The 21,524-nt window shown below is 49.0% G+C and carries 21 protein-coding genes; 3 read left to right on the top strand and 18 right to left on the bottom strand.

The features are described from left to right. Positions 1 to 2: 2 nt before the first annotated feature. The 6 genes from G358_RS0117940 to metH form a co-directional block, all read right to left on the bottom strand. Entirely contained in the window at positions 3 to 860 is an 858-nt protein-coding gene (locus G358_RS0117940) for a deoxyribonuclease IV (protein ID WP_019638627.1), read from the bottom strand. Then, on the bottom strand, positions 850 to 1,668 hold the full coding sequence (locus G358_RS0117935) for an Fpg/Nei family DNA glycosylase (RefSeq protein ID WP_026342332.1): 819 nt from the start codon (positions 1,666 to 1,668) through the stop codon (positions 850 to 852). Before G358_RS0117935 ends, G358_RS0117940 begins: the two co-directional genes overlap by 11 nt. A gap of 40 nt (positions 1,669 to 1,708) precedes the next feature. Continuing rightward, positions 1,709 to 2,506, bottom strand: a complete 798-nt coding sequence (locus G358_RS0117930; protein WP_019638625.1) for a TIGR01457 family HAD-type hydrolase — start codon at positions 2,504 to 2,506, stop codon at positions 1,709 to 1,711. A gap of 5 nt (positions 2,507 to 2,511) precedes the next feature. Beyond that, the gene (locus tag G358_RS0117925) at positions 2,512 to 3,588 is read right to left on the bottom strand and encodes a Gfo/Idh/MocA family protein (protein ID WP_019638624.1); all 1,077 of its coding nucleotides are present in this window, start codon (positions 3,586 to 3,588) and stop codon (positions 2,512 to 2,514) included. 201 nt (positions 3,589 to 3,789) lie between these two features. Continuing rightward, entirely contained in the window at positions 3,790 to 4,722 is a 933-nt protein-coding gene (rnz, locus tag G358_RS0117920; RefSeq protein ID WP_019638623.1) for a ribonuclease Z, read from the bottom strand. A 79-nt stretch (positions 4,723 to 4,801) separates the two neighbouring features. Beyond that, positions 4,802 to 8,242 (bottom strand): methionine synthase, encoded by a 3,441-nt coding sequence (metH, locus tag G358_RS0117915; protein ID WP_019638622.1) that lies wholly within the window; start codon positions 8,240 to 8,242, stop codon positions 4,802 to 4,804. Between the two features lie 193 nt (positions 8,243 to 8,435). Between metH and G358_RS0117910 the strand changes: the two genes are divergently transcribed. After that, positions 8,436 to 8,978, top strand: a complete 543-nt coding sequence (locus tag G358_RS0117910; RefSeq protein WP_019638621.1) for a 1,2-dihydroxy-3-keto-5-methylthiopentene dioxygenase — start codon at positions 8,436 to 8,438, stop codon at positions 8,976 to 8,978. A gap of 144 nt (positions 8,979 to 9,122) precedes the next feature. Here G358_RS0117910 and G358_RS0117905 read toward each other — a convergent pair whose 3' ends face one another. The 5 genes from G358_RS0117905 to G358_RS32445 all read right to left on the bottom strand — a co-directional run bounded on the left by G358_RS0117905 (position 9,123) and on the right by G358_RS32445 (position 12,817). Beyond that, complete coding sequence (locus G358_RS0117905) at positions 9,123 to 9,917, bottom strand: HAD family hydrolase (protein ID WP_019638620.1); 795 nt, start codon at positions 9,915 to 9,917, stop codon at positions 9,123 to 9,125. Between the two features lie 146 nt (positions 9,918 to 10,063). Beyond that, a complete protein-coding gene (locus G358_RS0117900; RefSeq protein WP_019638619.1) occupies positions 10,064 to 10,600 on the bottom strand; it encodes a hypothetical protein in 537 nt (178 codons plus the stop codon). Positions 10,601 to 10,633: 33 nt separating this feature from the next. Next, positions 10,634 to 11,626 (bottom strand): aldo/keto reductase, encoded by a 993-nt coding sequence (locus G358_RS0117895; protein ID WP_019638618.1) that lies wholly within the window; start codon positions 11,624 to 11,626, stop codon positions 10,634 to 10,636. A gap of 48 nt (positions 11,627 to 11,674) precedes the next feature. Next, positions 11,675 to 11,848, bottom strand: coding sequence for a DUF896 domain-containing protein (locus tag G358_RS32450; RefSeq protein WP_019638617.1), 174 nt, complete (start codon positions 11,846 to 11,848; stop codon positions 11,675 to 11,677). Between the two features lie 144 nt (positions 11,849 to 11,992). Further along, on the bottom strand, positions 11,993 to 12,817 hold the full coding sequence (locus G358_RS32445) for a DUF4183 domain-containing protein (RefSeq protein WP_084662832.1): 825 nt from the start codon (positions 12,815 to 12,817) through the stop codon (positions 11,993 to 11,995). 231 nt (positions 12,818 to 13,048) lie between these two features. Here G358_RS32445 and G358_RS0117880 point away from each other — a divergent pair, with 231 nt between their 5' ends. Continuing rightward, a complete protein-coding gene (locus G358_RS0117880; RefSeq protein WP_019638614.1) occupies positions 13,049 to 13,465 on the top strand; it encodes a DUF4183 domain-containing protein in 417 nt (138 codons plus the stop codon). 170 nt (positions 13,466 to 13,635) lie between these two features. Here the strand turns inward: G358_RS0117880 and G358_RS0117875 are convergent, their stop codons facing one another. Next, complete coding sequence (locus G358_RS0117875) at positions 13,636 to 14,037, bottom strand: LysM peptidoglycan-binding domain-containing protein (RefSeq protein ID WP_019638613.1); 402 nt, start codon at positions 14,035 to 14,037, stop codon at positions 13,636 to 13,638. A 239-nt stretch (positions 14,038 to 14,276) separates the two neighbouring features. Between G358_RS0117875 and lexA the strand changes: the two genes are divergently transcribed. Then, positions 14,277 to 14,903, top strand: a complete 627-nt coding sequence (lexA, locus tag G358_RS0117870; RefSeq protein WP_019638612.1) for a transcriptional repressor LexA — start codon at positions 14,277 to 14,279, stop codon at positions 14,901 to 14,903. A gap of 162 nt (positions 14,904 to 15,065) precedes the next feature. Here lexA and G358_RS0117865 read toward each other — a convergent pair whose 3' ends face one another. The 6 genes from G358_RS0117865 to xylF all read right to left on the bottom strand — a co-directional run bounded on the left by G358_RS0117865 (position 15,066) and on the right by xylF (position 21,497). Continuing rightward, positions 15,066 to 15,878 carry an alpha/beta fold hydrolase gene (locus G358_RS0117865; RefSeq protein WP_019638611.1) on the bottom strand — a complete coding sequence of 271 codons (813 nt, stop codon included), beginning with the start codon at positions 15,876 to 15,878 and terminating at the stop codon, positions 15,066 to 15,068. A gap of 129 nt (positions 15,879 to 16,007) precedes the next feature. Further along, entirely contained in the window at positions 16,008 to 16,313 is a 306-nt protein-coding gene (locus G358_RS33705; RefSeq protein ID WP_019638610.1) for a hypothetical protein, read from the bottom strand. Between the two features lie 204 nt (positions 16,314 to 16,517). Continuing rightward, positions 16,518 to 17,417, bottom strand: coding sequence for a YitT family protein (locus G358_RS0117855; RefSeq protein WP_019638609.1), 900 nt, complete (start codon positions 17,415 to 17,417; stop codon positions 16,518 to 16,520). A gap of 166 nt (positions 17,418 to 17,583) precedes the next feature. Further along, a complete protein-coding gene (locus G358_RS0117850; protein ID WP_019638608.1) occupies positions 17,584 to 18,774 on the bottom strand; it encodes a sugar ABC transporter permease in 1,191 nt (396 codons plus the stop codon). A 2-nt stretch (positions 18,775 to 18,776) separates the two neighbouring features. Further along, complete coding sequence (locus G358_RS0117845) at positions 18,777 to 20,288, bottom strand: xylose ABC transporter ATP-binding protein (RefSeq protein ID WP_019638607.1); 1,512 nt, start codon at positions 20,286 to 20,288, stop codon at positions 18,777 to 18,779. A gap of 111 nt (positions 20,289 to 20,399) precedes the next feature. Further along, positions 20,400 to 21,497: a D-xylose ABC transporter substrate-binding protein gene (xylF, locus tag G358_RS0117840; protein ID WP_019638606.1), complete on the bottom strand. Its 1,098-nt coding sequence runs from the start codon at positions 21,495 to 21,497 to the stop codon at positions 20,400 to 20,402. Positions 21,498 to 21,524 lie beyond the last annotated feature (27 nt).

Here is a 21,524-nt window from a genome sequence, read left to right as displayed (position 1 = left end):
GCCTAGGCTTCCACCCAACGCCTCACCTTCTCCATATCTTCTCTATAGGTTCCGGCTGCATCTTTCTCACTCTCAAATATGAACGGTATTCCCTGAACCTCTTCCATCTGCAGCAGCTGGCGAAAACCCTCTTCGCCAATAAAGCCTTCACCTACGCGCGCATGCCGGTCTTTGCGGGAACGAGCGGGATATTTGGAATCATTCAGATGAATGACGCTTAAGCCCTCCCAGAACCCCAGATCTGCCGCTTTAGCGGCAAACGCATGATCCTGTCCGCCAGTCCACATCCCGGAAGCGAACGCATGGCACGTATCGAGACAGAAGCCTATCCGTTCCCTTGAATCGCAGAGCTTGCGAATTTGAACGAGCTCCTCGAGAGTCGTGCCCATATCTCCATGATCGCCAGCCTGATTTTCAATAATCAGTTTAGCACGGCCGCTCCAGCCGGAGAGCACTTCATTTATACATTGTATAATATTTTGATAGCCTTGTAAGGGGTTTCCAGCCTTATATGTTCCAAAATGAACAACAATCCCCAACGAGCCGCAGGCTTCAGCTATTTCCAAATCATTGCGAAGAGAAGCCACTGTTCTGGCAAACTGTTCACGGGCAGCCTTTTGATCAACAGCTAAATTACTCGGGTACGGTGTATGGGCAACAGACTGGATATCATGGTCCTCGCACAGCTTGCGGCAGCGCGCGGCGTCCTGCCGGTCAAAAGCTTTAACGGTCAGGCTTCTCGGGTTTTTAGGGAAATACTGGAACGCTCCGGCCCCCAGCAAAATAGCGGTCCGAGCAGCGCCGGCATATCCATCGCGAATACTAAGATGCCCGCCGATTTTCGGCTCGCTAGCGATCATGCTGACAGCCCGGACTGTAAAACACTTTTTTACCGGCTATTTCTGTTTTGACGATGTTATCACCGCAGCGAAAGCATTTCTCCCCCTCGCGGTCATATACTTGGCAGCGTTCATTAAAACCGCCTGTCAATTGATCATCCTGAGTCATTGGGAGCTCTATGTAGCCGCCAGCTTCTGTAGCGTTCAGCAAGACTTCCCGGGCCGCAGCATACAATCGGGACAGATCCTCCTCGTTGAAATTTTGCAATTTTGCGGAAGGTTTGAGCTCAGCCGCATAGGCGATCTCATCCGCATAGCAGTTGCCGATGCCCGCCACGATTTCCTGATTGACAAGCGCTGTCTTTAGACTGCCGCGGCGTTTGCGAAAAATTGCTTTAAATTTCTCTTCATTCATTCTGCGATCGAGCAGCTCAGGACCTAGATCGGACATTAATTGTTCCGTCTCCTTCGCAGTATGCAGGTGTAAGTAGCCCAGCCTAAGACCAATGAAGTAAAGCACCAATTCGCTTCCAAAGGTAATTTCAATTTGCGTGGTCCGGTTCGGACGGTCTTCAGGTGATCCCAAGTAGAGCAATCCGCCAAGCATCAAATGCAGCAAAAGCCGGCGGCCGTTGTCCAGATGAAACAGAAGATGCTTCCCCCGGCGTTCGATAAAAATAACTTGCCCGCCCATCAAAGCGCTCTTAAATGCATTTGCCTCAATGTTGACGGACTTCTCCCGGTTGATCGCTACATTGGTAATAGGCAGATCCAATATATGTTTAGACAATTGTATTCGATAGTTTTCCATTTCCGGCAATTCCGGCATATCCATCTTTCCCTTCTCTCTCGCATTATGCCTTTGATCTTCAATTCGAGCGATTTAAAATCAATGCCCTCACTTCATCCAAATTTTCGCAAACGATGTCCGGTTCTACACCCGTTTTCCTCGTCAGTTCCTGAAAATTATCGCGATGGGTCACTCCGGTTAACGTTAAAATCGTTCCACAGCCAGCGTGAGCTCCAGCGGAAATATCGGTAAACATATTATCACCAATAACCGCCGTCTCATCAGCAGTTACGCCAAGCCGGTCCATCGCATGCTGCATCAATATTTTGGAAGGCTTACCAATGACAACGGGTTCAGCACCGGTAGCGGCCACAATGGCAGCCGAAATCGTTCCTGCTCCAGGCATTAAGCCTTCCTGTGATGGCAGCAATAAATCCGGATTCGTCAGCACATAACGCGCTCCCTCAGCTATCCAGCGGGCTGTTAGCGTCAGTTTGTCGTAAGTAAACGTACGGTCAATTCCCTGTACGACAAACTGCGGCTGACCGGTATCCAGCGACAAGCCGGCAGCTTTCAACGCTTCCACCAGGCCGTGCTCACCGATCGGAGCTACACTGGCCCCAGGCTGTACCGCGGCGATATACTCGGCAGCGGCAACAGCGGATGTGCATACCTCGTCTTCCTCTGCCGGGATGCCCATCTGTTGCAAATGCAGGGCGACATCTCCGGGTGTCCGTGAAGAATTATTTGTAACGAATAAAAAAGGAATATGATTAAGTTTCATAGCATGAATTAATTCATCGGCCCCTGGCATCATTCGCGAACCGTGATACAGCGTGCCATCCAGGTCAATGAGGTAGGCTTTCCATTTAGACAACAACTTCACTCCTTCTCGCGAACTTGAGCGACGTACTTCTCTACACGCAGCGCATCAGCAAAGGTTGGGGCCAAGCCAGCAAATTCATCACTGCCGTTCAATCTCAGCATAAAGTGATGAAGTGAGGCAAAGTGGGAATCTACAAACAGCCCCATCGTCGCCTTGGCATCAGGCAGCAGGGCGAGTCCGGCAGGTTCGGGGCAGTGGCTTAGCGCCCCGCGCAGCAGCTGAACCTTCGGGTAGCTGTCACGCTCCAAATCCATCACGATGCTTCCTTGGGTCCCGACAATTTGTACCGTGAAGGCGTCGCTTCCCCAGGCGATGCGCGATACTTCCACCATTCCACGGACACCGGAAGCCGTCTCATAATTTACAGCCGCCCAATCATCCACTGCAATATTCACTTTCTGCCCGCTCCCTGGTTCGACATGGCGTTCCTTCACAAAAGTCTCTGTGAATCCGCTGATGTGCGACAGCTCACCGAACCAGTGACAAACCAAATCAAGCGCATGAACCCCGATATCGGTAATTGCCCCGCCTCCGGACAGTTCGCTGCTTACCCGCCAGCTAAAAGGCCGCTCCTGATCGAGATATCCGGAACGCAAGTACGATATTTTACACTGCAGCACTTCGCCGATGCTTTGCTGGTGCAGCAATTCCGTAGTCCGCTGCACAGCAGGATGATAGCGGAACATGAGGGCAACCTGCTCTGTCAGATGATCGGGAAATGCCGCTGCTGCCTTTACGGATTGTTTGTAAGTATCGGCAATCGGTTTCTCGCAGTAAAGGGATTTGCCCGCTTCACCCGCTGCCCGGATACTTTCAGGATGAAAGGCGTTAGGAGTACAAACGCTAACCGCTGCCACCGATTCCCGGTTAGCCGCTTCACATATATCGTTCGTAACATAATCAAAGCCCATCGCATAAGCCTGCTCTTTATGTAAATCCGGATTACGGGTTACAAGCGTATCCAATACCGGTACGAACGGGGTTTTCTTAATAACCGGCAACGTTCGCAGTGCAACTATATGTGTCTTGGCGATTGTCCCAAAACCATGTATGGCAAAAGGAATCTTTTTCACTGGGCACCCTCCCGAAATATTTGCTTATTATATTCTACATAGAAAAACAAAGCGGAGGCAAATTTCTTCCCGCGTCCGGGTCCATAGCAGCAAATTAGAGCCGCTGCAAGTCGAAAGGCATCGAACGAAGGATCTCTCCCCCTTCTTCCTTATCAAACTTTGCAGCGGCCTGTCATTTCCTGCGCTTTCCCGGAAAATATTTTATTGCTCTCTCCGTTCAATCGGATATAATCTATGCTCGCAAGCCAGTCTGGCCATCGGAAAAACCTCTCTTGCTTCTTGTTCCAGCTGCGTTAACTGCTGCTCATACTTATACCGCGAACTAAAGTGCGAAAGGAACAACTGCCCGACACCTGCTTCCCTCGCCGCCTCTGCCGCCTGGCGAGCTGTACTGTGAAAATAAGTACGGGCGGTGTCCTTCAGCTCATGAAGAAACGTCGCTTCATGCACGAGAACATCAGCAGACTGCGCTAATGTGAGCACGGAGCCGCACGGCCGCGTATCGCCCAATATCGTGACGATCCGGCCTTTTTTCGGCTTACCCAGCACTTCAGAAGGTTCGAGAATCCGGCCATCTGGCGTTTGCACGGTCTCGCCTCGTTTTAATTTGCCATATATCGGTCCTGGACGAATACCATAGCTTTCGAGGACGCTGCAATCGAGCTTGCCCGGCAAATCCTTCTCTATAATCCGGTAGCCGTAGCTCGTAACCCGGTGGTCGAGCAGTGAGGCCTCGACCCGGAACGATTCATCCTCAAACAATAGTCCTCCTTCATGCTCCACTATATTGAGCTCATAGCTAATGCGCGACTCGCTCAGCTCAAGCGAAGTATGGATATACTGCTTTAAGCCAACAGGCCCGTATATCGTGAGCGGCTCATCTCCCCCTTGATAGGCCCGGCTTGATATTAGACCTGGCAAACCAAACAGGTGGTCACCATGTAAATGTGTAATAAATATTTTCTCCAGCTTGCTAAGCTTAAGAGGAGAACGAAGAATTTGATGCTGGGTTCCTTCCCCGCAGTCAAACAGCCAGATAGCCCGTCTTTCCTCTAGCATGCGGAGCGCAAGCGATGTTACATTCCGCTCTAACGAAGGGACGCCGGCATTGGTTCCCAAAAAATATAGCTCCATTCTTCTTTCCTCCTTCCATGGCGTGTGGAGTCTCTATTGTCAAAACCCTCCGGAAGCCGGAGGGTTTGTTCATGCACGACTAAGCTTTATCGACATTAAAATATTGAGCCTGCGGATGGGCAAATACCATGGCGGATACGGAAGCTTCCGGCTCCATCATGAAGCCTTCGGTCAGTTCTACGCCGATATCCTCCGGCTTAAGCAGCTCGAACAACGGCCCTTGATACTCCAGGTCTGGACATGCCGGATAACCAAACGACACCCGTATTCCCTGGTAGCGTGCTCCAAGGCGCTGCTTCATCGTCATATCCTGCGGATCAGGGAAGCCCCATGTATCGCGCATCATATGGTGAACACGCTCCGCTAACCCTTCCGCTACTTCCAATGCGACGGACTGCAGCGCATGCGAACGGAGATAGTCGCCCTTCTCCTTTAGCTCTTCAGAACGGCCGCGAATGCCCATTCCCGCGCTCACGACAAGAAAGCCGACGTAGTCCATTACACCGCTGTCTACCGATTTTAAGAAATCGGACAGACACAAGTAGGGCTCTACGCGCTGCCGCGGAAAATCAAACGTCTGAATTATCTTCGAATGATCATGCGGATCGTAAATCATAATTTTATTTCCGGATGATTGGGCCGGGAAAAACTGATACATCGCCTGCGCCTGGATAGTGCCATCCGTTACCGCTTCATATAATATTTCGTCGACCGTTTCTTTAAGCTGCACCGCTTTAGGATCTTCCTTGGCCAGCAGTTGCTCGACAGAACCCCGAAGGCCCAAATGGTGTCCAAGCAGCATTTGCATATTTATATACGGAATAATGTGGCTGATCGGATAGTTGCGCAAAATATGGCGATCCAAATCCGGAGGCAAATAAACGGGAGCATCGGTTGAAATGTTGGAGCGCTGCACGCGCGTCAGCTCGGGCAGCTCTTTGACAGCAACAGCTACCGCCGCATCCGCTTCTTTCTCAGCTTCCATTTGCGCCCGCATTTCTTCCCTTCTTACCGGGTCCATCAGCTTATTTGCCAAATCCAGCCCATCCATCGCATCCTTAGCATAAATGACCATTCCGTCATATTCAGGGCGAATCCGCGTTTTCGTAAACTTGCGGGTTAGAGCAGCCCCCCCGACCAAAATCGGCACTTCGATTCCCGCGGTACGCAAATCCTGAGCGGTTAATACCATTTGCTGCGCGGATTTGACCAGCAGGCCGGATAAGCCGATCGCATCGGGTTTCTCCTCCCGGTAAGCTTCAATAATTCGCTCCGGTGGTACTTTTATACCCAAATTGACGATATGATAACCATTGTTGGACAAAATGATCTCAACGAGGTTTTTCCCTATGTCGTGCACATCCCCTTTAACGGTCGCCAGCAAAATCTTCCCTTTAACCGAAGACTCGTTCTTCTCCATATGCGGCTCCAAATGAGCGACTGAAGCCTTCATTACTTCAGCACTTTGCAGCACTTCTGCCACAATCAATTCATTATTGTTGAACAACCGCCCTACTTCTTCCATGCCAGCCATCAGAGGACCGTTAATGATATCCAAAGCGCTGTATTTCTGCAACGCCTCGTCCAAGTCCGGGATGAGCCCCTCTTTGCTGCCTTCTACAACATAATTGGCCAGCCGTTCCTCTAATGTAAGCTGCTCGTGCTTGACCTTCTTCTCCACCTTCTTGTCGCGGAAAGCGGCGACGAATGCAGCCAAAGTCTCATCATTCGTATTAAAAATGAGCTCTTCAGCTAGGCGGCGGTCTTCATCCGAAATGGATGCATAGCGCTCCAGCTTCTCCGTGTTCACAATCGCATAGTCCAAGCCCGCTTTGGTGCAATGATACAAATAGACGGAGTTCAACACTTCGCGCCCGGCGTCAGGCAGCCCGAAGGAAATGTTGCTCAGACCGAGAATCGTCTTGGCTTTAGGATATTTCTCTTTAATCATGCGTATCCCTTCGATAGTCTCCACAGCAGAGCCGATATATTGCGGGTCGCCTGAGCCTACCGGGAACATATTCGGGTCAAAAATAATATCTTCAGGCTGAAGCCCATATTTATTCACAAGCAGCTCATAGGCACGAGTGGCTACTTCCATCTTGGCTTCACGGGAGACGGCCTGGCCGCGCTCATCGATTAAAATACAGACGACCGCCGCTCCATAACGATGGATAAGCGGAACGATTTGCTTAAACTTCGCCTCTCCATCTTCAAGGTTAATGGAGTTAATTATAGCTTTCCCTTGGGAATATTTTAGCGCCAATTCAATAATATGATCATAAGTGGAATCAATCATGATCGGCGCTTTGATCTTCTTTGTGACCATCGGGTAGAAGTTTTGAACCGCGTAGGCCTCATCGATGTCGGTATCCTGCAGGTTAATATCGATAACCATAGCGCCGCCTTTTACCTGCGAGCGGGCGATTTCAGACGCCTCATCATACTTTTCTTCCTTGATCAGCCGCTTGAATTTCCGCGACCCGGAAATATTCGTCCGTTCCCCGATCATAATCGGGCGGTTGGCATCCTCGATATAAACTGTCTCGACGCCGGATACCGCGTCTGCATGCTCGCCGTTCATTTCACGCGGTTTATACTGACTCATCGTTTCGACCAATGCGGCGATATGCTCCGGAGTCGTGCCGCAGCAGCCCCCGGCAATGTTGAGCCAGCCCTGCTCCGCGAAGGCGCCCATTTTCATCGCCAAGGAGTCCGGCGATTCATGATATTTCCCGTTCTCATCCGGCAATCCGGCATTGGGGTAACAGCTGACGCCGTATTTAGACATATCGGACAATGTGCGAATGTGGTCCCTCATAAACTCCGGGCCTGTTGCGCAGTTAAGTCCAAAGGAGAGCGGCTTCAAATGCTCTAGGGATATATAGAAGGCTTCTATACTTTGACCGGCCAGTGTTGTGCCCATAGGCTCGATTGTCCCCGAAATCATCAACGGCAGCTTTTTCCCGGCAGCTTCAAACGCTTTTGAAATTCCGATACTACCTGCCTTGACATTTAGCGTATCCTGCGACGTCTCCAGCAAAATCACATCGACACCGGCTTCAACCAGTGCAAGCGCCTGTTCCTCGTAGCTGTCAATCAGCTCATCAAAGGTAACGCCCCCCGTAACAGACAGCGTCTTCGTCGTCGGCCCTAATGCACCCACGACATATCTTGGATGTTCAGGCGTACTGTACTTCTCCGCAGCCGCAATGGCCAGGCGGGCAGCAGCCAGATTAAGCTCGCGCGCCTTATCTTGTATATCGTATTCAGCCAGCACGACCGAGGTCGCACCGAACGTATTCGTTGAAATCAGGTCGGCTCCTGCTTCCAGGTATTTCTCATGGATACTCTGGATTACATCAGGACGGGTGAGCACGAGCATCTCATTACAGCCGTCCAGTTCATCACCGCCAAAATCAGCCGGCGTTAAGTCCTCCTGCTGTATCATGGTACCCATCGCACCATCGAGGATCAATATTCGTTCTTTCATTCTGGACTCCAGATTTGGCTTACTCATGATCTAAATCCCTCCCACAAAACATTAACATTTAGTTTAACAGAACAAAGCGCTAAAGAAAAGGTACTGACCGATTTACATGATCGGGCAAACCCTTTTAGTGCCAAGGATATAACTCCTAAATTTAGGGTCGACAACCGGGCTCCCGATCGGATATAATGCAATCATATCAATATGAAAGCGGGGTAATCCCATGGCCGAAATCAGAATAAGAAACACGAACGAAATCATTTCTGGTGACGAGAAAGTTCGGGAATTCCTAAATCAATTCGAAGTTATTTACGAACATTGGGACGTTGGCAAACTGCCTGTTGAACTCCAAAACAACTTCCTGTTATCCGATGAGCAAAAGAGCGAAATATTGAACACTTTCGATACGGAAATTCAGGATTTGGCCGCACGCCGGGGATACCGTACTTGGGATGTCATTACATTAAGCGAAGCAACGCCGAACATCGAAGAGCTGCTGGCCAAGTTTGAGCAAGTTCATACGCATACAGAAGACGAAATCCGTGCGATCATTTCAGGCGCGGGAACGTTTATTATTAAAGGCGATGAAGAAACGGGATACTTTGATGTGAACCTTGTGCCCGGAGATTTGATCTCTGTTCCTGAGAACACAGCGCATTTCTTCACCTTAACCGACGAGCGAAATGTCGTTGCTGTCCGCCTTTTCGTGGAAGAGAACGGATGGATTGCCCATCCTTATGATGATCCTAATTTTCAAAAAGCTTAGCTTGGATCGTATGGCGGGCCTCGGTGCTAAGTTCCAATCCAGACCACCCGCAGAAAAAAATATGCAGAGGACGCAAAGAAGCTGCCCTGATCTCCATTAGAACGGATGTCAGAGGCAGCTTCTTTAATATACGATGTATAAACTTCAGTTCAGCTCCGCAATGATTTGATGAAGCTCGGATAAATGCTTGATTTCATAATCCGGTACGATTTCATCACTGCGAGTATGTCCTTCCCGGTTCACCCATACAGCGGTCATCCCTACACCTAACGAACCGATAATGTCTGTTGTCAGCTTGTCCCCAACCATGATTGCTTCCTGTGCTTCGACACCGAGGCGCTCCAATGCATGCTGGAATATCGTGCTATCCGGTTTCCCTTTGCCAAAAGCACCGGAAATAACAATTTCATCAAAGTAAGGAGTAAGCTCCGGCACACCATCCAGCTTCTCCTGCTGCAATGCCGGGCAGCCGTTCGTCAGCAAAAGCAGCTTTACGTTTCCTTTAAGCTCATTTAATACTTGGAATGTTTCTTCGTAGACATGAGGACGGGAACGGCGTTCTCTGCCGAATTGTTCAGCAAGCTCGCCTGCCAGTTCTTCATTATCCACCCCTAAAGCGAGCAGGCCGCGGCGCCACGATTCCTTGCGGTAGGCTGGAGCCAGCTGCTCCAATTTACGGAACTCCGGCTGCTCCCCTGCCGTAAAATTCGCCCATAAACCTTCAAATGGATTAATGCCGATCATTTTTGTAAAAGGAAACGTCTCATAGGACTCGTACAGCTCCCTCGCTTCTTTGCGTACCGCCTCTTCCAGCTTTACCGGATCTACGCCGGCAGCTTCCTTCGCCTTCAGGCAGGTCACTGCAAAGCTCTCTTTCACACTGCGCTCATCCCATAGTAATGTATCATCTAAATCGAAACAAACCGCTTTGATTGTCATGTATTTTTGTCCTCTTTTCTCCCAATATAACTATTGCTAAACATATCATTTAAAAGATATCTCTTGAAAACCGTTCATCTGTAGTTGTCATCTGTACTTGATAAAATATTAAAATCCGCTTTTATGCCAGCATCTGGCCGCCATCCTTATGCCTGTTCAAAATTAACTTTATGCGTTTTGGCAAAAGCCTCCAGCCGTTCCGCCATAGCTGGCGTGTCGAATAGATTACGTCTGCGGTGGAACACCCAGTCCTGTCCTTTAGCTTTTGGCTTGATGACGATTTTATTTTGATGTACGACAATTTTACTAATTTGCGCGGCCTCCAGCATCCGATCCCGGTTAAACTTGGCGGTGTACAAATAGTTTTTGTTGATTCGCAAAAAAGGCTTATTAAGAAATAGAGCAATCGCCAGAATGACGTAAAGGGCAATCGTAATCCAGAACATCGTCGTGCTGACCTCTGCTCCTCCGCCCGCCAAAGCAACGCCGGAATATAGCCCTGCCAGTAAAACTAGCAGGAGTGGGAGAATGATTTTTCTGCCTTTAAAAATATCTCCGTCTCCTCTTCCTCCCATCGTACTTCCCGAACCCGTTCTTCCGCCGCCTTTTTTATCCAGCGGATTTTTTCCTTTTTTACTTAGTCTGACCTGATTGCGCTCAACTTTTCTGTCAAATGAAGCCATAGCTTTTCCTCCTAGGATTGATCGTATGCAGTGTTAAATGTTTCTGCTGAACTTATTTAGAAAACGAGCGGGATATTCATCAGGCAACGCGCTCACCTCATCAAGGCGCTGCCGCAGTTCCGTTGGCAATTTCCAGCCGACAGCCCCCATGTTTTCCTCAAACTGGGCAAACGTGCTGGCTCCGAAAATAGGAGACGTAATGCAAGGCTGCTCCAGCAGCCAATTTAGCGACACTTGCGCCGGAGTTTTGCCCGTTTCTTCGGCGGCGGCCAATACGGTATCCAATATGGCAAAGTTTTTGTCATCCGCACGATTGAGCCAGCTGCTCTCTCCCGCTTTGGCCGTACCGAGCCGCCCTTCAGTTGGAGTTTCTCCTCTGCGGTATTTTCCGGTCAGAAACCCACCGCCCAGTGGAGCCCACGGAATAATGCCCACCTTCTCTTCAGCGCACAAAGAGACGAGCTCCCGCTCCGCTTCCCGGTTTATGAGGCTATACTGCTGCTGCAAGGATATGTAACGGGAGTACCCTCTCACATCACTTATTCCTAGACTTTTCATTAATTGCCATGACAAATAATTCGAACAGCCGATATAACGCACTTTGCCGGAAGTCACGAGATCATCCAACGCTCTGAGCGTTTCTTCCACCGGTGTATCCGCATCCCAAACATGGATCTGGTACAAATCGATGTAATCGGTGCCAAGCCTTTTTAAGCTGGCATCAATTCCGTCCATAATCCGCTTGCGGGAAGCTCCAAATGCGTTGACATCGGGAGAAGTCCGCATCCGCACTTTTGTCGCAAGGATGACTTCCGAGCGGCGTTCTTTAATATGCCTGCCTACAATTTCCTCGGATCGCCCTTCGGTATACACATCCGCAGTGTCAATAAAGTTGCCGCCCTGATCGAGAAAGGCCGCTATCATTTTAGCGGATTCCGCTTCGTCCGTCTGACCACCGAACGTCATACTGCCCAGGCATAGGCGAGATACAGCTAAACCACTTTTACCAAGATAAGCGTATTCCATCTTTAGAACCTCCTTGCTCATATGTAAAGCCGACCATTGGGCCGGCCTTTATTTATCCACCACTTCGATTGATTCCAACTGCTGGCGGAAGTTTCTTCTTATGTTTTGCAGGTAAGTCTCCCGCAGCTGCGCACGTTCCAGCATTTCGTCTTCCGTCAATCCTTCGGCTTTATTTTTTCGAGCTAATTCGTTAATACGCTGAACCATTGCATCTATATCCATAGTTCCCTCCTGTAATAAGTTCGTGAAGCTTTACAGCATAAGCTAAATCGCCAGAATAAGCATATGAAGCGAAGTTGCAAGGCATTCATATTTACATTGACATGACTGCTAAAGCTTGTCAAGGACTTGATTCTGGTCGGATTTCTATTGAATTAGGGCCAAAAATGCAACATTTTCGACGATAACCGGCGTTCCCGCCAATACGGTATCTTCTTCAAGAATAAGTGTTAAGGCGGCCGGAGTCAAACTGTACAAATTGCTTCCCTGCAGGACACCGTTCATATATAAATTCGAGAAGCTGTTTGGCCCCATTCCAGCAAATGCCGCAGGAGGATGACCGTCATCATCGACAAATTCGGTCGCAGGAATTGTCACCGTCCCTGTCAAGGCCGTTGGCGGAAAATAAAAATAACGAAACGCGCTCGGCAGGATCGCTACCCCCGGCACTTCGCCAGGCGGGCCTTGCGGGCCTTCTGGCCCTGGGGGGCCTGTGGCGCCCTGCTCGCCTGCGGGGCCAGGTGAGCCCGCTGCGCCGGCTGCGCCAGCAGGGCCGGTGGCGCCGCGCTCGCCTGCGGGGCCAGGTGGGCCCGCTGCGCCGGCTGCGCCAGCAGGGCCGGTGGCGCCACGCTCGCCCGGAGGGCCCGGTGGGCCCGCTGCGCCGGCTGCGCCAGCAGGGCCGACTGTGCCGCGCTCGCCTGCAGGGCCAGGTGGGCCCTGCGCACATTTCGCCCTGCGAACAGCTTGCTCTATTTGCCATACAAGCAGCCTGCTGCGCCGTTTTCTAATTAATCCTACTAATTTTCTCGGGCAACGGCAATGACAGTTGCTCTTCCTTCTCTCAGATGACCATTGCTTGCGAAATTTAAAGCAGCCTTTAGTTATTTTTCTCCTTACCGTAACTTTACGTTTTCTCCTCTTCACTTTTCGGCATCTCACTTTAGACTGAACATGAACAATAACAGCGGCCATTTTATACACCTTCCGCTAATGTTTATATTTAATTCTTAAGTATCATATGTCTCTTTACATTGACTGGAAATGGACAGATACCCTTCAAAATAAGTAAAACAATTTTTTATACTGGAGCAAAAAGCCGTCTCGCTTCCTAGTAATGTTTCATCTTATATTATTAATCGAAAGTTAGATAGCTTCCGTTTATTAGCAGACTTTCGGTTCACTTACGGAAAAGGAGGTGATCCTATGCCAGTCGTAAAACCGGTATTTACCGCTACAGCTTCTGCGCCAGTAGCTACGGGAGGAACAATTACAACTACGATTAACCCGGTAACTTCGCGCTTTTTTGCAACGATTACTGCAGACATGATCGGCCCCACAGAGACGACGATCCTTGCGGCAAGCTTTACGGATGACGATGATGGTCCGGTAACTTCGCTGCCCCCCATTGTGCCGGCCAATAATTATTTCAACGTTTATATTAATGGCGTTCTTCAGCAAAACTCCTTATCTACGCTTACTACGGCTAGTTTGGTGCTGGACACGACAGACCTGTTAATCGGCACTCCTGTTTCTTTAGAAATCGCCAGCTTTGCCGCCGCAGCTTCAGATTTAACCACGCCGCCAACCATTTCGGCTCCTGATATAACAATTAATACGTAGTCCGTAGGTACCGTAATATGAATCCACGTGCAAGTAGGGCTGTCCAAGTAGCAAATACTACTTTTCGGACAGCCCTTCAATAATAACGCTGCAGTACATACATTGCTTCTATATACATATTACTTCATTCCATACTATATATCTTTTCATTAATACAATGGTTCTGACTATTATTTCGCAGGCATCACAAGCAGATCTCCCGGCTGAATACTGCCCCCCGTCAATCCATTCGCCTTCATAATCGCTTCAATATAAATTCTTGTATCCATTCTGTCAGGCTTGTGATGAGCAGCGAGCTTCCATAAAGAATCCCCCTGCTTCACTACGACCCGCTTTAGCGGAACATTCTCTTCCGGTGACGAGGCAACAACCGTCATCATGCCGGTACTGGTAATCATCGCGACCAAAATGAAAACTGCAACTTTGAACAATGTCATTTTGGCCATAAAAGTTGAAATGGAGCACCTGACCGAATTAACCAATCTGGAACATAAGGCATATATTGTAACGCTTCTGCGCGAATCCATATTGCGATCATTATAAATACTTTGATATGTAGTGTATTTTAACATTGAATCATCACTCCAAACAAATGTTCTTATTTTCGATAAATTCATAATAACACGAACACTTGTTTGATTCAATAGTTTTTTAGAACAATTGTTCCTATTCTAATAAAATAATAAATTACCTATCACATCAGCATTCAGCCAGAGTTGGATATTCCCATAAATTTAGAACTTATGTTTGTGCGAACGGAAGTTCTGTGGTATAATTTTTCCAAACGTTACTAAAATGGGGTTGATGGATTATGTCGAAGGTTTCCAGCCGTCAGCAAGCTATTCTTGAATTTATACGCTCAGAAGTAAGATTGAAAGGTTACCCGCCTTCCGTTCGCGAAATCGGCGAAGCGGTCGGACTAGCTTCCAGTTCCACTGTGCATGGGCATTTGGACCGGCTGGAGAAGAAAGGATTCATCCGTCGTGATCCAACGAAGCCAAGAGCCATCGAATTGCTCGGACAGGAGGATGGGGATAACCTCGGCCTATTCGCTCACTCCGTAGCTCGGGTTCCTGTAATCGGCAAAGTCACAGCAGGCGTTCCTATTACAGCCACTGAGAACATTGAAGATTATTTCCCTCTTCCTCAGCATTATGCGGGTGAAGGTGAGACCTTTATGTTGTCTGTCGTAGGCGACAGTATGATTGAAGCAGGGATACATAGCGGCGACTATGTTATCGTACGCAAGCAGCAAACGGCGAACAATGGCGATATTGTCGTTGCCATGACCGAGGATGATGAGGCGACCGTGAAGACATTTTATAAGGAGAAGGATCATATTCGCCTTCAGCCTGAGAACGCGACGATGGAGCCGCTTCTTCTGAAGCATGTGACGATATTAGGGAAAGTTGTTGGACTGTTCCGTGATATGCACTAATTTTTAAACAAAGAAAGAGCCTGCCTTACAATATGCTCCCCTTACAGCAGACTGGTGAATTAATAATAACCGTCTCGTGAGGGGAGCATATCACTTAAGGACACGCTCTTTCTTTTCCTTCCTAACTTATCGGCTTTCCAGGCTGCCCCATCCTTCCCGCTTTCAACCGCGCAGAAATTGTACATATGCCTCATTAAAAGCCTCAAGCTCATCGTAGAATACGCCGTGCCCGCTCCGCTCAAACCGGTAAAGCTCCGACTGCCGTATTCCCCGGCGCAAAGCCTCTGCGGAAGCAAAAGGAACGATTTGATCCTGTGCGCCATGGAATATTCCCGTCCGGACAACAATACGGCCCAGATCGGGGCGTAAGTCTTCATCCCTAAGGGAGACCAGGCCTTGAATTGTTCCGTGCCCGGAAGCCTCCAGTCCTAGATCCTGAAACCAATCGCGAAATGCCGGAGTAATTTTACTGTAAAAAAATTTCTCTCCAAACGCTGCCAGCATCTGCGGACGGTTGCTATAGGTTTGATTAATGAGCAGGTTAATATCTTCTACAGGAAGTCCATAAGGATAATTCGGCGATCTGGAAAAGCGAGGGGCTGCGGCTGCAACTAAGGCAAGCTTGCACACGCCGTACCCTTCATACCGAGCCATATAGCGAATGGCAATCGCTCCTCCAATCGAGAAGCCTGTTAGTATAAAATAGTTCAGCCCAAGCGCCGCTACAACAGAACGTACATCAGCAGCCAGCGCGTCGTAGTCATAACCCGTCCATGGACGGTCCGATTTGCCGAAACCGCGCAAATCAAGACCAATGCAGCGGTACCCGTATTTTACAAGGAGGTTCCACTGATATTCGAACATTTTATGATTGACGGGCCAGCCATGAATGAACAAAACCGGCAAGCTGCCAGGGCCAGGATTCACATCTTCTACAAAAATTTTGACCCCTTGCTCCACCTCGATATAGTACATTGTCCCCGCTCCCTTCCAGCCGTGTTAATTTAACGCATAAATTTGCGAAGGCATATTTGAAGGTATGCAGTTGACACATGATTTATATCGGATACATATCAGAACATATCGGATTCGGACTGCCTCTATTTATATCGGATACAGCTCTTGCTTATCCCCTATTTCTTTTCTGCATGCTTTACACAATCCGGCGACATGGCCCCAATCATTGGCATAAAATACGAGCTGCTTCGCTTGGCCGCACCGGGAACATTTCTGATTGCCGGTAGTGATAATATCTGAATTTCCCCTAGAGGTGCGCTTCCTTTTTGCCATAGGGATGACATTGCTCCCCTGACTTCCAAGCTTTCTCTTCTTTATGACTGCGATGGTTGACCCAATAACAGCCATGACGAAAAAAAGCAGTAGTACAAGCGCAGTAATCCATATTTCCATGTACTTGATCTCCTTAACGGCTATTGCTTTGATCATAACGAATAACGCCATTGTCTGTAAACAGCAGCAAACCCCCGAACTAAAAAACCCTGGAACTAAAGCTCCAGGGCCATTTTATACCGAACGAGCGATGCGTTAACGCAGAATACCCCATGCCCTGCTTTGCCTGAGGGTTCTCGCATGGCTGTACCCTCCCTTAACACATCAATGCGCTTTTTCCCCGGTAAAGCTGCCGCCAGTCACATCCGATACGGTCTCAATCGCTATGAAAGCTCCAGGATCAATTTCACGAACAACCGTCTTCAGCATCGACAGCTCTAAGCGGCTGACTACGCAGTAAATAACTTGAGTATCCTGCTTGCTCATGCCGCCCCGTGCATAAAGATACGTCGTGCTGCGGCCCAAGCTTTTCATAATCGCCTCGGATACCTCCTCATAATGCGTCGTAATGACTGTCACGGACTTGGATTCATCGAGACCCTGGACAATAACATCCATCACCTTTGAGGCGATATAGTAGGTAAAGATCGAATACATCGCCGAATCCCAACCGAGCAAAAAGCCAGCAACGATAAAAATCACTACATTAATAATTAGAATGATCTGCCCTACGGAGATGTTGACTTTTTTCGATATGAGAATAGCTACGATTTCCGCCCCATCCGTCGTACCGCCCACCCGCAATACTAATCCGACGCCCAGTCCAAGCAGCAGCGCTCCAAACAAGACGGCCAGCAATTTATCGTGCGTGAAAGCTTCCACAGGGTGCAAATAGGCTGTCGTTAAGGAAAGTACCGCGATACCATACAGTGATGAGAAGGCAAACTTCTTCCCTACCTGCCTAAACCCGACAAAAAGAAAGGGAAGATTGATCGTAAACAAAAATATTCCTAGAGGAATGCCTGTAATATTCGTTAACATTAGCGAAATACCGGTAATCCCCCCGTCAATGATCGCGTTAGGCACGAGAAACAGTTCCAGCGCAACGCCAGCAATTATCGCTCCTAAAGTAATGAGCACGAATTTGGATATAAGTTCCGTTGTCCTGTTTGCTTTCAATTTTTTTACGTTCGATGATGATACAAATTGCTTTTGATCGGCCATCCTTTCAACCCTTTCTGAAAAATTTCATATAAACAATTTAATAAAAATTAAAATAAATTGCAAACTGCTGCGTGATTTTTTTCCAAGAAAAAAAAGACCCCAGATTTATCCAAATTAAGGATAATCCAAGGTCATGATCTTCTTTCAAATACGTTGATTATTTGTATTATCTAGCGCCTTTGCGGCGATTGGAAATATCCAGCCATACGGCGAAAACGAGTATGGATCCTTTCACAACATACTGCCAAAAAGATTCCAGCCCCATTAGTGACATGCCGTTATCAAGCGAGGTCATGACCAGCGCACCGATTAGCGCACCGATGACCGTTCCGGCACCACCCATCAGCGATGTGCCCCCGATAACACAGGCAGCGATTGCGTCCATTTCCGCCATTGTTCCTGCGGTAATCGTGGCCGAAGCGAGACGGGATGTCAATACGATCGCGGCAATCGAGCTTAGCAAGCCGCTAAGCAAAAAGATCAGCATCGTCTTCCGGTGGATGTTAATCCCTGACAGGCGGGCCGCTTCCTTATTCCCGCCAATCGCATAAATATGACGGCCAAAGGTAGTTTTCGTAGACAAGAAGTAAAAAATAACGGCCAGCAAAATTACAAAAATAATCGGGAACGGAATGCCTTTATAATTGTTCATAATGAACACGAATGAAATAATGACCAATGCGACCCCGACAACCTTAATAATATCCACGCCAAGCGGTGAAACCTCAAATCCGTATTTCAGCCGGGAATGGCGCTTTCTGAATGCGCTCCAAACAAACAAGCCTATAGCGATCGCAGCGATTGCTATCCCGAAGCCTCTGGCAAAATACGCGTTTGCCAGCATCCCCAGTACAGGATCAGACACCGGAATCGTCATCGATTTGGTGACGCCCATCAGGACGCCGCGGAACACCATCATCCCACCCAGCGTCACGATAAAGGCCGGAATCATTTTATAAGCTACAAGCCAGCCCTGCATTAAACCTAAAATAGCTCCGGCCGCCAAAGTCAAGACAATGACAATGATCGGCGGCAAGCCAAGCCAGTTGCTAAGAATAGCAGCCAAACCGCCGGTTAACCCGACGATCGAGCCGACTGAAAGATCGATATGTCCTGCGACAATGACGAGTACCATACCAATAGCCAGAATCGAAGTTACCGACATTTGCGTAAAGAGATTAGATAAATTTCGTGCCGTTAAAAAAGTAGGATCCAATATTCCGAACAACGCCCAAATCAGGACCAGTGCCCCGATCATCGTATAGGCGCGAACGTCCATTTTTCCGAACAGACTGCTCCAAAGCGAAGCTTTCGCTACGGGAGCTTCTTGTTTTTGAAGTTCATTTTGTAACTGCATGTTTATTTCCCTCCCGTTGCGGCTTGCATAATGTTTTCTTGCGTCGCTTCGCGCCAATCGAACTCGCGCACGAACTCCCCTTCACTCATAACCAGAATGCGGTCACTCATGCCCAGCACCTCCGGCAGCTCCGAGGAAATCATAATGATGGCTACCCCTTGTTCAACGAGTTGATTCATCAAATGATATATTTCATACTTCGCACCGACGTCAATTCCCCGGGTTGGTTCGTCCATAATCAGAATTTTCGGATCAGACATCAGCCACTTGCCGATGACGACCTTCTGCTGATTCCCCCCCGAGAGTGTGCCTACTTCGGTTTCCAGCGAAGCTGTTTTCGTCTTCAAATCCTGCACGTACCGCATTCCCCAGCGTATCTCTTCATTCTCGTTAATAAATCCGAGCCTCGACACCTTGCCCATCGTGGCCATGGTCGTATTCGTCTTCACGTCCATTCCCATAACAAGCCCCTGGCGCTTGCGGTCTTCACTGACTAGAGCAAAACCCGCTTTGATCGCGTCGGCCACCGACTTTATGCGTACAGGCTTGCCTTCGATCAGCACTTCTCCTTCAGAGCGTCCTTCGTAAGCGCCAAACAGACTGCTGACGAGTTCGGTACGCCCTGCGCCCATCAATCCGGCGATCCCTAATATTTCTCCTTTGCGCAGCGAGAAGTTAACGTTGTCAATCACCTTCTGATTTCGCTTCTCCGGGTGCCACACATCGAAGTTTTTTACCTCCAGCACCGTCTCCCCAGGCGTATGCTCCACTCTAGGATAGCGTTCGGTCAATTCCCTGCCTACCATAAGCGAGACGACGTGGTCATCATCCGTTTCAGAACGATCCAGCGTCGCCACCGTCTGTCCGTCGCGCAGTACCGTAATGGAATCAGCCAGCGCGAAAACTTCCGGCATTTTATGTGAAATGTACACGCATGATACACCTTCACTGCGTAGTTGATTTAATATCCCCATTAGGATATCTACTTCACTTTCCGTTAAAGCTGCTGTCGGTTCATCCAGAATTAATATTTGTGTATTTTTGGACAGCGCCTTGGCGATTTCGACCAGCTGCTGCTGACCGATGCCCAAACTGCCGATCTTTGTATTCGGCGAAATATGCAGACCTACTCTGTTCAGCCAAAGAGCAGCGTTATGGTACAGCTCATCCCAATTTATGAAACCGCGCTTTTGCGGCTCTGAACCTAGAAATATATTTTCACCCACCGTCATCTCTTTGACGAGCGCCAGTTCCTGATGGATGATCGTGATCCCGGCCTTTTCAGCATCGGTTATGTTATGAAATTGCTTCGTCTCGCCGCCGATCACCAGATCGCCGCTATACGTCCCGGCCGGATACAGGCCGCTGAGCACCTTCATCAGCGTCGATTTTCCGGCACCGTTCTCGCCGCACAGGGCGTGAATTTCACCTTCGCGCACTTTGAAATTCACCTGATCCAGCGCCTTGACCCCAGGAAACTCCTTACTGATATTAACCATCTCTAACACGTACATAGGCTTATATCTCCTTCTCGCGCCCAGCCGCCGGCTGTGATGAGCAGCCTGAAGCCCGTTATGCTAATGGGAGCTTCAGGCTGCCGCTCATCTATGCCGGTAGGACTTGGCTTATTGCTGCGGCCATTGATCCTTCGGAACGTTTTTGTATACGTCCTCGAGCTTGTGGAAACCATCCTCGATCAAAATGGAGAGTTCATCCTTGCTGACCGGCATCGGATCAAGCAGCACGGATGGAACGTCGAATTTGCCATTGTATACCGTAGTTTCCGTAGCGATATCTTTACCTTTAGCTGCGGACATCGCCATTTCGGCTGCTTTGGTCGCAATCGACTTAATCGGCTTATACACCGTCATTTGCTGCGTGCCTTCGGCGATCCGCTGAACAGCAGCCAAGTCGGCATCCTGACCGGATACCGGAATCTTACCAGCCATGCCCTGTGCAGTTAGCGCCTGAATCGCTCCGCCAGCCGTACCATCATTCGCCGCAACTACACCCTGTACGTCATTCTTTACCGAGGTCAGAGCATTTTCCATATTTTTCAGAGCCTCTTCCGGCTTCCAGTCTTTGGAGAATTGATCATATACAATTTTGATATCGCCCTTTTCTTCCAGCGGCTTCAAAATGTTCATCGCACCCGTTTTAAACATGTGCGCATTGTTGTCGGTATCAGCGCCGCCGATGTATACGATGTTGCCTTTCGGCGCCTGATCGATTACCGCCTGGGCCTGAAGCTCACCGACACGAACGTTATCAAAGGAAATATAGTAGTCGACTTCCGCATTATTGATCAGGCGGTCATACGCGATAACCTTGATGCCTTCCTTATGTGCCTTTTCAACGATCGGTGCGGTCGCTTCCGCGTTATGCGCCACGACGACGAGTACATCGACGCCTTGCGAAATAAGCTGTTCCGCCTGGCTGAGCTGGACAGCATCATCCCCGTTCGCGGCCAGCACTTTCACTTCACCGCCAAGCTCCTTTACCTTTTCCGAGAAAATATCCCGGTCCTTTTGCCAACGCTCCTCTTTCAGCGTATCCAAGGACAGTCCGATGACGATTTTACCTTCGCCTTTGCCTGCGGCGGCATTTCCGGTGTTATTTTTTGTATTGGTACTGCCGTCTGATACTACTCCGCAGCCTACGAGAGATGATGCCAACAAAATCGTTACTAAACTAGACTTTAAAATCTGACCGTATTTTCTCACTCTTCCTTCGCCCCTTTTCAACATTTG

The sequence above is a fragment of the Paenibacillus fonticola DSM 21315 genome (genome assembly GCF_000381905.1).
In the GTDB taxonomy this organism is placed as follows: Bacteria; Bacillota; Bacilli; order Paenibacillales; family Paenibacillaceae; genus Fontibacillus; species Fontibacillus fonticola.
Note: the sequence above shows the minus strand (reverse complement) of the source record. Positions and strands in the feature narration are given on the sequence as shown.